Consider the following 14,779-nt stretch of genomic DNA (forward strand, 5'->3'; position numbering starts at 1 on the left):
CCTTAGAGCTCAAGAATCATCTTGGCAATGATGTTCTTTTGGATTTCGTTGGAGCCGCCATAGATAGACAGCTTGCGCAGGTTGAAATACTGGCCGGCTGGAGCGGCACTGTAGTCGGTGTGCAACAGCTCACCGGGGAAGGCATAGTTCAGCTCTTCCTCGGCGAAAGGCAGAGCATGCACGCCCAACACTTTGCGCATCAGGTGGCTGATAGCCTGGCGAATTTCAGAACCCTTGATCTTCAGGATTGAGCTTTGCGCCCCGGGCACACCACCACCCTGCACGGCGGCGAGGATGCGCAGGGTGCTCATCTCGATGGCCATCAATTGCATTTCCACTTCGGCAATTTGTACGCGTAACAGCGGGTCCTCCAGTAGCGGGAGACCGTTTCGCAATTCCTGCGATGCGACCAATTTGAGTTGTGCAAGAGCCGCCTTGGACTGGGCAATGCCTGCTTGACCGGTGCGCTCATGGGTCAACAGGAATTTGGCGCACGTCCAGCCCTTGTTTTCTTCACCCACCAGATTGGCGGCTGGCACGCGCACGTTGTCGAAGAACACTTCGTTGACTTCGTGATCGCCATCCAGGGTGATAATGGGTCGCACCGTGATGCCCGGTGTCGTCATATCGATCAACAGGAACGAAATGCCGCGCTGCTGCTGAGCTTGCGGGTCGGTGCGCACCAGGCAGAAAATCATGTTGGCGTGCTGACCGAGGGTGGTCCAGGTTTTCTGGCCATTCACCACGTAGTGGTCGCCATCTAGCACGGCGCGGGTCTTCAGGCTGGCAAGGTCGGAACCGGCTCCCGGCTCGGAGTAACCCTGGCACCACCAGTCCTCCCCGGACAGGATGCGCGGCAGGTAATAGGCCTTTTGCGCCTCACTGCCGAATTTCATAATCACCGGGGCGACCATGTTGACACCAAACGAGATTAACCGCGGCGCACCGAAAGCGGCGCACTCCTCCTCGAAGATGTGTCGCTGTACCACGTTCCAGCCAGTACCACCGTGTTCTACCGGCCAGTTGGCAGCGTACCAGCCGCGCCTGGCCAGCCCCCCTTGCCAGCGCAGGTGGTCTTCTTTGTCGAGATGCTTGCCGAGGCGAACTTTTGCAGCGATGTCTTCAGGTACGGCAGCGCTGAGGAAGGCGCGTACCTCATCGCGAAACTCAAGTTCGGCGGGGGTGTAGTTGATGTCCATGCAAAGTCCTCAATGGGGTGGGGGCCACGTCGCAGGCAACCTGTTCAGCCTTGCTGATCCAGCTCGGCAAATGTCTTGCCTTCGGCGACCATGCGTTCCAGCAGTGGAGCCGGTTGCCAGTGCTCGCCGAGATGCTGGTGAAACTCACGGATACGATGCAGCACAGCCGCAAGCCCGATCTGATCGGCCAGGTACATCGGCCCGCCGCGATGGGCCGGGAAGCCATAGCCTTTCAGGAAAATCACGTCGATATCGCTGGCACGTCGGGCGAGGCGTGCTTCTAGAATCCGCGCGCCTTCGTTGATCAATGCGTAGATCGGTCGCTGCCAAAGGTGCTGCGGATCGATCTGGACTGCCGGTGACGGCTCGCGAACCACCGCGTCGAGTTTCAGGCCGGACGAGTCGAGCATCGCCACGGGCCCGACTTCCATCCCGAACTCGCGCAATGCAGCATCGACCTGCGCCACACTGAAGCCCTCCTCCACCAGCTCTTTGGCCTCACGCAGATAACGCAAGGCCATGCGGTCACCCACGAAGCCGTCGCCCACGCCGACCACCACCGCCGTTTTACCCAGTTGCCTGGCAAGTTGCAGTGCGCTAGTCAGTACTTGCGCACTGGTTTGCGAAGCACGCACGACTCCAAGCAAGTGCGTGACATGCACGGGGCTGAAAAAGTGCAGACCCAAGACCTGTCCGGGACGGCCACTGAGATTGGCCATCTGGTCAAGATCCAGCGACGAGGTAGTGCTCGCCAGAATCGCTTCGGTCTTGCACACCCGCCCCACGGCTGCGAATACTTGACGCTTGATGTCGAGGTCATCACAGACCGCTTCGATGACCAGATCGACCTCCGTCAGATCGGCGTAATCCAGTACGCCACTGATCAGCGCCAGCTGCTCACGTTTAAGGGGCTCACTCAATCGGCCGTCCTGCACCCCGGCTTGCAGCAATGCATCGGCGCGAAGCAGTGCCGCCTCTAGGCGCTCGCCGTCGGACTCGAGTAGCTTCACCGGCAAACCGGAGCCGACCAGTGCCAACGCGATCCCCACGCCTAGGGTGCCACCACCGACCACGGCGGTGCTGGCGAGTTTGCGCGGAATAACCGACGCATCAAGATCAACAACTTTAGCCGCTTGACGCTCGGCGAAAAATGCGTGGATCAACGCGGCACGTTGGGGCGACGCGAGGCATTCAAGGAACAGCGCGCGTTCACGCTGCAGGCCATCGCTCAAGGGCAGTGAGATCGCCGCTTCGATGGCGGTAATGCACCGTACCGGCGAGTACAACCCAGGCTGGCTGCGTTGCACCTCATCGCGCTTGTTCATCAGCAACTCGGCAGCGCTACTGACATCCGCAGGCACCTTGAGATGGCCACTGCGACGCGGCTTCACCCCTTGCGCCAACAACTGCCGGGCATACGCCAGGCCAGCGGCCAATGGCTCACCCTCATACAATTCATCAACAATTGCGTGACGCTTGGCCTCGACCGCGCTAATCGGCTCTCCGCCCACGATCATCTCCAGTGCCTTTGCGACACCGGCCAGGCGTGGCAACCGCTGGGTTCCGCCGGCACCCGGCAACAAACCAAGCTTGACCTCCGGCAGTCCGACTTTGGCGTTGACCTCAAGGATGCGGTAATGACAGGCCAGCGCCACTTCAAGACCGCCGCCCAAAACCGAGCCATGCAGCACTGCCAGTGACGGCTTGGTGAAGTTTTCCAGAGACAGGGTGACGTCCGGCAGGATAGGCGCTTGCGGTGGTTTGCCAAACTCGCGGATATCGGCACCGGCAATAAAGGTTCTGCCCGTGCAATACAGCAGGACCAGCTTGATATCGGGATCCCGCTCGACGGCGTTGAACGCTGCCAGCAAGCCTGCGCGCACGCGGTGGCCAACGGCATTGACCGGTGGATTATTGATCCGCACAACAGCTATCGCCCCTTCGCGGGACCACTGCACGGGAGATGACATCGGGCAACTCCTGCAGGCATTTTGCCTGCTTTTATTCTTGTATGACCGGGCAACAGAATGCGTTTAACGGTGTTTCCACAATGGTTTTCGCTTCTGCACGAACGCCTGCATGCCTTCCTTCTGATCTTCGCTGGCAAAGCTTGCGTGCAGCAGGCGCCGCTCAAAATGCACTCCCTCGGCCAGGGTGGTTTCAAAGGCGCGATTGACCGCTTCTTTATTGAGCCTGATGGCCATCGCCGATAGTTCGGTGATCTGCCGGGCGATCTGCAGTGCTTCATCAAGAAGGCTCGCCGCCGGCACGACGCGACTGACCAACCCACTGCGCTCCGCTTCGGCCGCATCCATCGTGCGTCCCGTCAGGCATAGATCCATGGTCTTGGCCTTGCCTACCGCACGGGCTAAGCGCTGCGTACCGCCGGCACCCGGCAGCGTGCCAACTTTCACTTCTGGCTGACCAAAACGCGCACTGTCGGCCGCAATGATCAGATCGCACATCATCGCCAGCTCGCAACCGCCGCCCAAAGCCAGCCCGCCGACCGCGGCGATCACCGGTTTCCAGCAGCGAGTCACCTCCTCCCAGTTAGCTGTCACAAAATTATCCAGATAGACGTCAGCGAAACCCTTGCACTGCAACTCGACGATATCGGCACCAGCGGCGAAGGCCTTGTCGTTGCCGGTAATCACCATGGCGCGGATGCCGTCCTCTCGCTCGAAGGCACGCAATGCCTCGCCCAACTCACTCATAAGCGCGTCACTCAACGCATTGTGCATCGCGGGCCGATTAAGCCGGATCAGACCGACGCTCTCATGACGCTCAACCAGAATATTTTCGTAGGGCATGACATTGACCACTCATTCCTGACTGCGGCAAGCCGCATGACCCGAAGATCCGCTGTACGGATCCGGACGCTTGCAGCCAAGTCTATCGACATCAAAAAATAAAGACAACATGTTGACATAATAAAAATATAACGCGTATCTTCACCTCCATCAGAAAGCGAAACTCTCAATGACATGCCTCCTATAGAATGTTGCCAATCAACGACTACAAAGACAAACATGCAGCTAGAACGACGTTCTGCCATGCTTGAGTCAGGTGCATTTAACGACAATATCATTGCATACCATTGGATCAGACGGTGCTCACCATTCCAGACTCGGTAGCGCTGATTGCCTACCGGGTGAATGAGGATGAACGTCAGGCTTTCAGCTACCGCGAATTGGATAGCCTGGTGACTCGCATATCCGGCTGATTCAGCCACGCGCTGATGATTGGAAATACCCGTAAATCAATCAAAACATGACGAGGACTGCTGCATGAAAGGTCTTATTGGAAGAACTGTAATCATCACCGGTGGCGGTGGCGGCATCGGCCGTGCCGTCAGCCTGCGCTTCGCTGCTGAAGGCTGCTTGGTCGCTGTACTTGATCGCGATGCAACTGCCGCACAAACCACCGTCGACCTGATCAACGAAGCGGACAGCAAGACCAAGGCCAAGGCCTATGCCGCCGACATCACCGATTACGCCGCCATTGTCGAAACCGTCGCGGCCATTGAAAAAGATTTGGGTGTGCCGACCGTACTGGTTAACAACGCGGGCTTCGACCGCTTCCTGCCGTTCCTTAAAACCGAGCCGGCCATGTGGCAACAGTTGATCTCGATCAACCTGACCGGGGCGCTGAATATGCACCACGTGGTTCTGCCGAAGATGCTTGAAGCGGGTGGTGGCAAGGTCATCAATGTGGCCTCCGATGCGGCTCGTGTCGGCTCGTCCGGCGAAGCCGTTTACGCCGCCTGCAAGGCGGGACTGGTAGGTCTGTCGAAAACTTTGGCGCGGGAACTGGCGACCAAAAACATCAACTTCAATGTGGTCTGTCCTGGCCCGACCGATACCGCCCTGCTGAAAAGCGTAGCGGCGACGTCGAGCAACCCGGAAAAGCTGATGGAAGCCTTCAAAAATGCCGTTCCAATGCGCCGCCTCGGTCAACCAGAAGACTACCCGGGGATCATCGCCCTGCTTGCCAGCGACGACGCCAATTTCATTACCGGACAGGTTATTTCCGTGTCCGGCGGCCTGACCATGGCCGGCTAACCAGGAGAACTCCCATGCATTATGAAGACATTCTGTACACCGAAGTCGAGGGTGTTGCGACCATTACCATCAACCGTCCGGATCGCTACAACGCTTTCCGCGGCCAGACCTGCATGGAGCTCATTCACGCCTTCAACCGTGCTGGCTGGAACAAGGAAGTGGGCGTCATCGTGTTCACCGGGGCTGGCGACAAAGCATTCTGCACCGGTGGGGATCAGGGGGCTCATGAAGGTCAGTACGATGGCCGTGGTCTGATCGGTCTGCCGGTAGAAGAATTGCAGGGTCTGATTCGCGAAGTACCCAAGCCGGTGATTGCACGTGTCAACGGCTTCGCCATCGGAGGCGGTCACGTACTGCACGTCGTCTGCGACCTGACCATCGCGTCCGAAAAAGCCGTCTTCGGCCAAGTCGGCCCGAAAGTCGGCTCGGTTGATCCCGGCTTCGGCACAGCCTATCTGGGTCGCATCATCGGCGAAAAACGCGCCCGCGAGATTTGGTACCTGTGCCGCAAATACAGCGCTCAACAAGCTTACGACTGGGGCCTGGTCAACGCGGTAGTGCCACATGAAGAACTGGATGCCGAAGTGCAGAAATGGTGTGACGAGATTCTCGAGAAGAGTCCGACCGCCCTCTCCATCGCCAAGCGCTCATTTAATGCCGACAGCGCCAATATTGCCGGCATCGGTGCTCTCGGGATGCAGGCCTTGAGCCTGTATTACGACACCGAAGAGTCCAAGGAAGGCGTAGCCGCCTTCAAAGAAAAACGTAAGCCAGAGTTCCGCAAGTTCTACAAGTGACTCTATTACCGGCAGCTTACACGCTGCCGGTCCTCCGGCCCTGGCTTGGAGAGAATCAAGAATTTGTCTCGACGAACCACAAAACGCTATTCGTGAAAGCGGTGTTCGCTTTCGGTTATGCGCCGCCTCGCGGCGTCGGAACCGACACTGGGTTCGACCAGGGCGATGCAAACGATACTCTGCCAGCCAGTACCAGCACACAGTCACTCACTGGTCAGTTCAGGCAAGGCGTGTTGAGCAATGATCTGGCCGTTCAGCAGAACCAGCAATGGCATGTAATCCTCGTTAAAATCGCCGCACGTAATCGCCTCGATGACGATGCCGTCGATTACCCAATCCAGGCCACTGCCACCACATTTCTCGGGCATTTCGGTACCGAGCAGACCCATTTCACACATCTTCCAGATTATTGAGTGTTCAATTTTGCCGCTTAGATCGCGCTTGTGACAACCGGGCGCAAGTACCTCGGAGTTAACGCGAGGCATTCGATCAGCAATTGGCAGCATTTCAGGGTTTGACTTACCCTCTGGCGGAATTTCAGACCGGCGTGCAAGCTATGCACCTTCATTGTTACTGCGCGCTATGGCTCAAAAGCTGGACAATTCCACAACGCTGAAGCTGCGATGAACAAGGTGGGGACCCAAGCTCGCGATTGATGTGGTCAAGCAGTGCTTGCTCGCCCATGGCCACACCTGCCGGGGTGAAAATCTGCCATTTGCCCAGCATCTTCGTGATGTACTTGGCCTGCAGATTGCTGACGGTACTGCGCAAATCATGAAAAAATCATCGCTCGCGAGTACATCCCCAAATAACACCTTGCCTGTCACCGACAGGCAGGTGACCTTATCGGCCTACCGACGCCCACCGGGCAACAAGGACATGTAAATGAACGCTCACGAAAACCGCAGCATACCGAACACATTATTTTTTCGATTGTTTCAAACCAGCAACGTACTACAGCGTCAAGTGCAGAACGAAATGGGCATCAGCACGGTGCAATGGGCAGTACTGGGCGCCCTGTCCCGAGCCGGTTTCGAGGAGGGTATCTCCTTCAACCAGTTGACGGAGTACCTGTTTGTCAGCCGGCAGAGTCTGGATGGCGTGCTCAAGCGCATGGAACGGGACAACCACGTGCTACGCGTGCCTCATCCGGACGACGGACGCGCTCGTCTGGTCAGGCTGACCGATCAGGGTCGAGAATACTGGACCGCGTTGCAAGATCGGATTTATCAGTTTTATAAGCAAGGTTTGCAGGGTTTCAGCTTCGACGACACCGTCAATTTCCTGCACTACCTGAACAAGTTCAAAAATGACCTAGCCAGGATTTCATTTGACGAGCAGAAGCAGGCACTGCTTGAGGATTAATACCGCACAGCCCACATTATCTGCCACGCGTCGCGACACGGATTGATTTACCCTTTGCCCGCTGCGCGGTGCCGGTTGAATAAAAACTGACAGGCAGCAACCAAAGATGAGCAACGTCATCCTCAAACCAAGAAGGTTGACCAAAGCGCTCAAAGGCTTCACTGCCGTCAACCCGGTCGATCTGAAGTTGCTTACAAAACACATCCCTGCCCTGATCTGTCCTAACTGTGCCGCAACACGATTCAGGGTTGTGGGAATAGTTTTTCAAGAGAAAAAAGCGCCTGGCTCGCCCCCAATAATCGCTTCGTTAATCATGAATATCTGCGATGAATAGTCGAAAAATTAACAGCGTAACAAAGAGCAAAAAAAGAAAGCTGGCGGGAGGGCCGCTTCGTCTTCTACCCAGCGTTGTCGCGCAAGGAGCTGGGGGCTAGAGTTGAAGAGCGCGCGCGGACCTCGCGCCTACAACTTGATCTATCGGGCCTAAGCGCAGTGCTGTCGAACGCCCAATACCCTTCCCGCCCCTCCTGCGTAGCTAATCAGCCAAAAACAGGAAAATTGAACGACAGGTGCACGCCTCGAATAGACCTCGAGCACATGCCCGTAAATCTTGTTATTGGCTAAATACCCTTTAACTCTGAAATTTGAAGTCGCGAAACTGCTCTCGCAGCTTCATTTTCTGCAACTTGCCGGTGGCGGTATGCGGCAGCTCATCGACAAAGGCGACATCGTCCGGCAGCCACCATTTCGCCACTCGAGCTTGCAGACAGTCCAGCAGCTCCTCTTTGCTCGCAGTCTTGCCAGGTTTCAGCACGACCACCAGCAATGGGCGCTCTTGCCATTTCGGATGAGCAATGCCAATCACCGCAGCTTCAGCGACGGCCGGATGGCTAACGGCGGCGTTTTCCAAATCGATCGATGAAATCCACTCGCCCCCCGACTTGATCACGTCCTTTGCGCGGTCGGTGATCTGCATGTAGCCATCGGTATCGATGGTTGCGATGTCGCCGGTATCGAGCCAGCCCTGGCTATCAAGAATCTGCCCCCCCTCACCACCGTAATACTGGCTGGCAATCCATGGCCCTTTAACCAACAAAAGCCCGGAAGCCTTGCCATCATGTGGGAGTTCAACGCCCTTTTCATCGACAATTTTCATCGACACTCCGAACAAGGCTCGACCTTGCTTGGCCTGTAAGTCGAGGACCTTGTCTAGCGGATCTTCGCGGTGCTTGAGCAATGGGTTGCATACGGTACCGAGAGGCGACATCTCGGTCATGCCCCAGGCATGCAATACGCGAGCATTAAACAAAGTCTCAAACGTCTCAACCTGACTGCGTGGAGCTGCGGCACCACCGATCACGACCCGATTCAAGCACAGATCTGTTGCAGGTTGCAGTCCCTGCGACTGGACATGTTGTTGCAGCATCATCCAGACAGTCGGCACGCCCAATGCCAGTGTCACCTGCTCATCACGCATCAGCGTGTAAAGACTTTCGCCATCAAGTGCAGCACCCGGAAGGACCAATTTTGCGCCACACATTGCTGCTGCATAGGGCATGCCCCATGCATTGACATGAAACATTGGCACAACCAATAACGCCGAATCGGCCGCAGACAAGCTAAAGCCATCAGATGTGCAGATAGCAAGCGAGTGCAAGATTGATGAGCGATGCGAATATAGGACACCTTTTGGATTGCCAGTCGTGCCCGAGGTATAGCACATCGACGATGCCGTTCGCTCGTCGAACTCGGGCCAGATGAAATCACTGCTTTGTTCTGCGATCAGCTCCTCGTAGCAAATAAGCCCAGGCACGTTAATCGATGGCATCTGATCACGATCACACAACGCAACGAATGCTTTTACGGTAGTTAATCGCGGTGCTAATTGCTCGACTAACGGGGCGAATGAAAGATCGAAGAACAAGTATTGATCCTCGGCGTGGTTGGCAATGAACTCGACCTGCTCAACGAAAAGACGCGGGTTGATCGTATGCAATACTGCGCCCATGCCCGATACACCGAAATACAGCTCCATATGCCGGTAACCATTCCAAGCCAAAGTGCCAATTCGATCACCTGGCTGCACGCCCAGCGCAACCAAGGCATTGGCTAACTGTTTGGCGCGACTACCGATGTCAGCATAGCTGCAATGATGTATCGCCCCATCAGCTGTACGGGAGGCAATTTGAGTTTGCGAATGCGACTTTAGCGCGTGTTCGAGAGCGGAAGAGATCAACAAAGGTTGGTCCTGCATCAATCCGAGCATAATTTTTTCCTTTGATTTTTGTTTGAGGTCAGTGTTTCAGATCGCTGATAACCGTCACCTGAGTGCGGACCGGTTATCAGCGGCTGATTCGAATTTTGAAATACTCAAAAGGGATCCGGTCTCAAGGCACGCGTCGTAGAAGGAAATGCGACAGTGCCGGGATTAACACCAGAGCACCGACCATGTTCCAGATAAACATGAACGTGAGCAGGATCCCCATGTCCGCCTGGAACTTGATTGGCGACCATGCCCATGTGATCACGCCAGCGGCCAAGGTAATACCAACCAGCGCTACCACTTTGCCGGTGAACGCCACGGAATTTTTGTAGGCTTCTGTCAGCGATAATCCGGCACGCTGCTGCGCCAGTTGTACGCTGAGCAGGTATAGCGCGTAATCGACGCCAATCCCCACACCCAGGGCGATGACCGGCAGCGTGGCGACTTTCACCCCCATCCCCAGCCAGACCATCAGCGCCTCGCAAAGAATCGAAGTCAGCATCAACGGCACCACCGCCACCACCACCGCACGCCAGCTGCGGAAAGTGATGAAGCACAACACGATCACCGCGCCATACACATACAACAGCATGGTCCGGTTGGCATCGCGCACGACAATGTTGGTCGCCGCTTCAATTCCGGCACTACCGGCGGCAAGCATGAACTGGCGTTCGCCGTTGCTATGTTCGCGAGCGAATTTCTCGGCCACCTGCACCACGCCGTCGAGAGTTTCGGCCTTGTGGTCTGAGAGGTAGGCCACAATTGGCATCATCGAGCAATCGTTGTTGAACAGATCAGGACTGCTGATTGAAGCCTGCTGCGCACCGTAGTTCAGTACGTTCTGGTTGCGGGCGATGGTCAACCACTTGGGGTTGCCTTCGTAGGAACCCGCCGTTATCTGCCGCACAGCATTGACCAGCGACACCGTGGTTTGCACGCCTGGCTGCTGCTGCAACAACCAACCCAGGCGATCAGCCTCCACCAGGGTTTCGTACTTCAGGCAGCCTTCACTCGGCGTCTTGAGCATGATCGCGAACTGGTCGCTGGACAGCGAATAGTTAGCGGTGATGTAGGCGTTGTCGCGGTTGTAGCGAGAGTCGGAACGCAGTTCCGGGGCGCCGGGGTCAAGGTCGCCGATCTTCAGGTTATGGCTGACGACAATTCCGCCGACCGCCAGCACGCCAGAGACCACCACAGCGACTGTGGCCCAACGGCGTTCGGTAAACTTGTCGAGGAAACTCCAAACCGCGCCCATGCCTTTGCCGCGCAGCTCTTCGTCTTCTGCCCGCAGACTGCGTACCGCAGCTTTACGACTCACACCCCAATAGGACAGCAACACCGGCAACAGCACCAGGTTGGTGAAGATCAATACCGCGACACCGATGCTCGCAGTAATTGCCAGATCCTGAATCACCGGGATGTCGATCAGCATCAACACCGCAAAGCCAACGGCGTCCGCCAGCAACGCGGTGAGACCGGCGAGAAATAGCCGGCGGAAGGTATAACGCGCTGCAATTAATTGATGGGTGCCGCGTCCGACGTCCTGCATGATCCCGTTCATCTTCTGCGCCCCGTGGGACACGCCGATGGCGAACACCAGAAACGGCACCAGAATCGAAAACGGGTCCAGAGCAAAACCGAACAGCGCGACCAAGCCCAGTTGCCAAACCACGGCAATGACCGAGCAAAAAATCACCAGTGCCGTGCTGCGCACACAGCGGGTGAAGTAAAAAATGATACCGGTGGCAATCAGCGCAGCGACGCCGAAGTACAACATCACCTGCATCAGGCCATCAATCAGGTCGCCGACCAGTTTGGCGAAACCAATTACACGGATTTTGATTGGACCGTTGCCCTCCTCGCCCGCAACGTGAACGTTACCGGCGAACTCATATTTAGTGCGCAGTTTGTCTTCCAAGGTTCTCGAGAATTGGTGGTAGTCGATGCCCTGCCCGGTGACCGGATCTTTCTCCAAGAGAGGCACAAAGATCATGCTCGACTTGAGGTTGTTGCCGATCAAGCTGCCGACGATCCCCGAACGCGCAATGTTCTGACGCAACTGCTCCATGCTCTGCGCCGAGCCATCGTAAGAGTCAGGCATCACCGGACCGCCCTGGAAGCCCTCTTCCGTGACTTCAGTCCAGCGCACCCCCGGAACCCACAGCGACTTCATCCAGGCCCGGTCGACGCCTGGCGTCAGGAATAGTTCGTCGTTGATCTCCTTCAAAGCGTCGAGGTAATGAGGATCGAAAATGTCGCCGTTACTGCTCTCAACCACCACCCGCACCGCGTTGCCCAAGCCACGCAAGGCTTGGCGGTTTTCCAGGTAGTTTTTGATGAAGGGCTGGCTCTGCGGGATCATTTTTTCGAAGCTGGCATTGAGCGTCAGTCGCGTGGTTGCGAAATAGCTCAGCGCAACTGATACCATCAGGCAGGCCAGCACCACCCACAGACGGTTGTTGAAAATCAGCCGTTCGAGGGCGTTACCGGAGCGGGCATCAAAGCCCTTCAGCTCCCGGATGACCGGCATTGTTTGAAGTTCGTAGTGACCCATCATGCTGTTCTCTTTGTAATGCTGGGTTTATTCGAAGGACATTTGGCGCAGGCCGCGGGTGCCCGCGAGTATCAATGAACCAGTGCTGGAAACCTGCGCTGCGGCGACCGGGGCCAACGCGGTACGCGGCTGAATTTCAAAACTGGCACCGTCGTCCTTACTGACCAGTACGTGACCAGCCTGGCTAACGAGCACAATTCGACCGTCGGCGGTAATGCTGCTGGCGGTTATGCTTACTGGAAGGCCGAGTTCGATTTTGGTCCAGCTCGCACCGCCGTCGGTGCTGCGAAAAACGTTGCCGCGAAGACCGAATACCAAGACGGCCCCCGGTTTACCGGTGACACCGAAAAAGCTGCCTTTGTATTGCGTTGGCGTCGCGTTGAAGCGATCGCTCGAACGGTCCAGCTTCAGCACCAGACCTTGCTCACCGACGACAAATAAGTCGCCACCTACCGGCCGCAACCCATAGAGATTTAGAGCCGTAGGGTTGTCGGTTTTCTCCAGCAATGGCGTCCAGTGCACGCCGCCGTCATCGGTACGGAAAATCAGGTTGAATGCGCCGACGATGTAGCCGACTTGCTCGTTTTCGAACCAGACATCAAGGAATGGTTTGTCGGCGCCTTCTTCGATCATGCGTTGAGCATCGCTAACCCGCATTTGCAGGTCTGCGTCATTCGGATGCCTGGAAAGTTGATGCTCGTAATATCCAAGCATGATCGGCCCGACCCGGCGCCCGTCCAGCTGGAGACTCCAGCTCTGCCCGGCATTGTTGCTATGTAGGACCACGCCATCGTGGCCCACGGCCCAACCTTGTAGAGGACTCGGAAAATACACGGCGACCAGATCCGAACTGACCGGTACCTGGGCTTGCTGCCAGTGCTGTCCAGCGTCATCGGAGTAGAGAATATGACCACGTTGTCCAACGGCAACCAGCCGCTGACCAGCATTAGCCAGCCCTGTGAGCATTCCCTGTTGTGCGAGCTGGCTTGGCATGGCTGGAGAATCCAGCAAGTCGATATATTGCGCGGCCATCAGGGGCCGGGACAACGGCACAGCCAATAGCACAACCTGTGCAGTGAGACTTAGCCACTTAAGCATATTCATTATTGTTATCTCGATGAAAACGCACCGAGGGATGCGGCCCTCGGTGCTAAACGACAGCAACAGCGTCCGGTTAGCGAATGCCAGAACCCGCCAGTGACTCTGGTGACCATTGAGCTTTGGACAGTGGCGCTATGTATTTGGGGCCACCGTAAGGACCGTAGAATCCATTCAGGTTGTAAGCACCAGAGATCAGGTCGTAGAGCACCTGATTAATTGCTTCTGGGGCCTGCACGTCGTAGCTGTAAGTCAGGTTCGCGAAACCACCGCGATAGAGTTGACCGCGGCCGTCGTATTCATCGGAAGCCAGAGCGATCCAGCTATCTTCATCGAGGTAGAAGGTGCGTTTGCTGTAGATGTGGCGCTTACCTGGCTTCAATGTCGCCTCAACAACCCACACACGGTGCAATTCCCAGCGCAGCAGATCGGGATTCACATGGTTGGGGGTCGTCACGTCCGCAGTGGTTTTGTGATAGCTGAACTTGTAGGTGTTGTAGGGTACGTAGAGTTCTTTTTTACCAGCCAATTTGAAGTCGTAGCGATCCATTGCCCCGCTGAACAGGAAGGAATCATCATAGGTTGCCGTCCCTGCCGTTGACGGATTCGGAGTGTCGTACGCCAGTTCCGGAGCAAGCTTGACCCGACGTTGACCTGGCAGATAGAGCCAACCGCGGCGGGGTTGCTTTGTCGGGTCGACAGCGTCCATGAGCAGTAGCGCTTCCCCGGCTCTCCGGGCGGGGCCGGTGTACTGAAACTTGGTCCGGTAGTAAACCTCATCCGGGGCAACCGGGCCGGTTGGGCGGCTTGAGTTGTAAAGGGGGTATTCGACAACAAAGTTGCCAGTGGTACTCAGCGACGCAGCGCCGGAAGAGTCGACATTCCAAGAGTCGTATTTGTTGCTCAAGGCCACTCCTTGATAACGCAACAGGTGGTTCCACATAGCCTCATAACCGTCAGAAGGGATCGGAAATGGCACCCCCGGCAGAACATTTTCCAGCGCCAAACCTCCCGCGCCGGTCTTGCCGCCAACAGCGTTCAGCGCAGTGGTTTCGAGCACACTCTTAGGGAGCGCTACAGTGCGATGGGTGGGATAAACATCTAGGCGATAAGTCGGATAGCGCGTGAGTAAAGCCTGGCTGGTCGCAGTAAGTTTATCTTTATGTTTGGCAAGATCCTGGCCAGTAATGACCAGGCGTGGTTTCTCATTTGCAAATGGGTCGGGACGAAATGAATCACCGGTTTTGTATTCAGCGGGAATGGCCTTCAATCCGCCGGTATACGCGGGAATGGTGCCATCGGCATTTCCGGTCATCTCAGCACCTACGCCGGTTAGTGTCGTACCCAGCTTTGCTGCCTGGTCCGGAGACACAGACGCATTAGCGGAAACAGTGACAGCCAGCGCCAGCGTCGTAGCCAATATGGATCTAAAGTTTTTCATG

13 protein-coding genes are annotated in these 14,779 nt (G+C 56.4%); 5 read left to right on the top strand and 8 right to left on the bottom strand.

What is annotated here, in order from left to right:
- Positions 1-2: 2 nt before the first annotated feature.
- From ACI512_RS19080 to ACI512_RS19090, 3 genes are all read right to left on the bottom strand, one after another.
- Positions 3-1,199, bottom strand: a complete 1,197-nt coding sequence (locus ACI512_RS19080) for an acyl-CoA dehydrogenase family protein (protein ID WP_231807846.1) — start codon at positions 1,197-1,199, stop codon at positions 3-5.
- Positions 1,200-1,243: 44 nt separating this feature from the next.
- The gene (locus ACI512_RS19085; RefSeq protein ID WP_231807847.1) at positions 1,244-3,169 is read right to left on the bottom strand and encodes a 3-hydroxyacyl-CoA dehydrogenase NAD-binding domain-containing protein; all 1,926 of its coding nucleotides are present in this window, start codon (positions 3,167-3,169) and stop codon (positions 1,244-1,246) included.
- 63 nt (positions 3,170-3,232) lie between these two features.
- Positions 3,233-4,009, bottom strand: coding sequence for an enoyl-CoA hydratase (locus ACI512_RS19090; protein ID WP_231807848.1), 777 nt, complete (start codon positions 4,007-4,009; stop codon positions 3,233-3,235).
- A 477-nt stretch (positions 4,010-4,486) separates the two neighbouring features.
- Between ACI512_RS19090 and ACI512_RS19095 the strand changes: the two genes are divergently transcribed.
- Positions 4,487-5,260: an SDR family NAD(P)-dependent oxidoreductase gene (locus ACI512_RS19095; protein ID WP_231807849.1), complete on the top strand. Its 774-nt coding sequence runs from the start codon at positions 4,487-4,489 to the stop codon at positions 5,258-5,260.
- Positions 5,261-5,274: 14 nt separating this feature from the next.
- On the top strand, positions 5,275-6,057 hold the full coding sequence (badI, locus tag ACI512_RS19100; protein ID WP_128874274.1) for a 2-ketocyclohexanecarboxyl-CoA hydrolase: 783 nt from the start codon (positions 5,275-5,277) through the stop codon (positions 6,055-6,057).
- A gap of 203 nt (positions 6,058-6,260) precedes the next feature.
- On the opposite strand, the gene ACI512_RS19105 is transcribed toward badI, so the two are convergent.
- Positions 6,261-6,563 (bottom strand): acyl-CoA dehydrogenase family protein, encoded by a 303-nt coding sequence (locus ACI512_RS19105; protein ID WP_341869937.1) that lies wholly within the window; start codon positions 6,561-6,563, stop codon positions 6,261-6,263.
- Between the two features lie 151 nt (positions 6,564-6,714).
- Here ACI512_RS19105 and ACI512_RS19110 point away from each other — a divergent pair, with 151 nt between their 5' ends.
- The 3 genes from ACI512_RS19110 to ACI512_RS19120 all read left to right on the top strand — a co-directional run bounded on the left by ACI512_RS19110 (position 6,715) and on the right by ACI512_RS19120 (position 7,756).
- Positions 6,715-6,942 carry a hypothetical protein gene (locus ACI512_RS19110; RefSeq protein WP_231807850.1) on the top strand — a complete coding sequence of 76 codons (228 nt, stop codon included), beginning with the start codon at positions 6,715-6,717 and terminating at the stop codon, positions 6,940-6,942.
- A complete protein-coding gene (locus ACI512_RS19115; protein WP_231807851.1) occupies positions 6,943-7,422 on the top strand; it encodes a MarR family winged helix-turn-helix transcriptional regulator in 480 nt (159 codons plus the stop codon).
- A gap of 106 nt (positions 7,423-7,528) precedes the next feature.
- Positions 7,529-7,756, top strand: a complete 228-nt coding sequence (locus ACI512_RS19120; protein WP_231807852.1) for a hypothetical protein — start codon at positions 7,529-7,531, stop codon at positions 7,754-7,756.
- Between the two features lie 297 nt (positions 7,757-8,053).
- Here the strand turns inward: ACI512_RS19120 and ACI512_RS19125 are convergent, their stop codons facing one another.
- The 4 genes from ACI512_RS19125 to ACI512_RS19140 all read right to left on the bottom strand — a co-directional run bounded on the left by ACI512_RS19125 (position 8,054) and on the right by ACI512_RS19140 (position 14,778).
- Entirely contained in the window at positions 8,054-9,688 is a 1,635-nt protein-coding gene (locus tag ACI512_RS19125; RefSeq protein ID WP_231807853.1) for a 3-(methylthio)propionyl-CoA ligase, read from the bottom strand.
- 121 nt (positions 9,689-9,809) lie between these two features.
- Entirely contained in the window at positions 9,810-12,239 is a 2,430-nt protein-coding gene (locus ACI512_RS19130) for an RND family transporter (protein WP_231807877.1), read from the bottom strand.
- Between the two features lie 27 nt (positions 12,240-12,266).
- On the bottom strand, positions 12,267-13,343 hold the full coding sequence (locus ACI512_RS19135) for a YCF48-related protein (RefSeq protein ID WP_231807854.1): 1,077 nt from the start codon (positions 13,341-13,343) through the stop codon (positions 12,267-12,269).
- A 70-nt stretch (positions 13,344-13,413) separates the two neighbouring features.
- A complete protein-coding gene (locus tag ACI512_RS19140) occupies positions 13,414-14,778 on the bottom strand; it encodes a DUF1329 domain-containing protein (RefSeq protein ID WP_231807855.1) in 1,365 nt (454 codons plus the stop codon).
- Position 14,779 lies beyond the last annotated feature (1 nt).

Origin of the sequence: Pseudomonas petroselini (assembly GCF_045037875.1) — a bacterium.
Lineage (GTDB): Bacteria > Pseudomonadota > Gammaproteobacteria > Pseudomonadales > Pseudomonadaceae > Aquipseudomonas > Aquipseudomonas petroselini.

What these genes read in the sequence shown, in the direction of transcription:
- ACI512_RS19080 (WP_231807846.1), bottom strand. Translation starts at nt 1,199, where the DNA reads ATGGACATCAACTACACCCCCGCCGAACTTGAGTTTCGCGATGAGGTA.
- ACI512_RS19085 (WP_231807847.1), bottom strand. Translation starts at nt 3,169, where the DNA reads ATGTCATCTCCCGTGCAGTGGTCCCGCGAAGGGGCGATAGCTGTTGTG.
- ACI512_RS19090 (WP_231807848.1), bottom strand. Translation starts at nt 4,009, where the DNA reads ATGCCCTACGAAAATATTCTGGTTGAGCGTCATGAGAGCGTCGGTCTG.
- ACI512_RS19095 (WP_231807849.1), top strand. Translation starts at nt 4,487, where the DNA reads ATGAAAGGTCTTATTGGAAGAACTGTAATCATCACCGGTGGCGGTGGC.
- badI (WP_128874274.1), top strand. Translation starts at nt 5,275, where the DNA reads ATGCATTATGAAGACATTCTGTACACCGAAGTCGAGGGTGTTGCGACC.
- ACI512_RS19105 (WP_341869937.1), bottom strand. Translation starts at nt 6,563, where the DNA reads ATGCTGCCAATTGCTGATCGAATGCCTCGCGTTAACTCCGAGGTACTT.
- ACI512_RS19115 (WP_231807851.1), top strand. Translation starts at nt 6,943, where the DNA reads ATGAACGCTCACGAAAACCGCAGCATACCGAACACATTATTTTTTCGA.
- ACI512_RS19120 (WP_231807852.1), top strand. Translation starts at nt 7,529, where the DNA reads ATGAGCAACGTCATCCTCAAACCAAGAAGGTTGACCAAAGCGCTCAAA.
- ACI512_RS19125 (WP_231807853.1), bottom strand. Translation starts at nt 9,688, where the DNA reads ATGCTCGGATTGATGCAGGACCAACCTTTGTTGATCTCTTCCGCTCTC.
- ACI512_RS19130 (WP_231807877.1), bottom strand. Translation starts at nt 12,239, where the DNA reads ATGGGTCACTACGAACTTCAAACAATGCCGGTCATCCGGGAGCTGAAG.
- ACI512_RS19135 (WP_231807854.1), bottom strand. Translation starts at nt 13,343, where the DNA reads ATGAATATGCTTAAGTGGCTAAGTCTCACTGCACAGGTTGTGCTATTG.
- ACI512_RS19140 (WP_231807855.1), bottom strand. Translation starts at nt 14,778, where the DNA reads ATGAAAAACTTTAGATCCATATTGGCTACGACGCTGGCGCTGGCTGTC.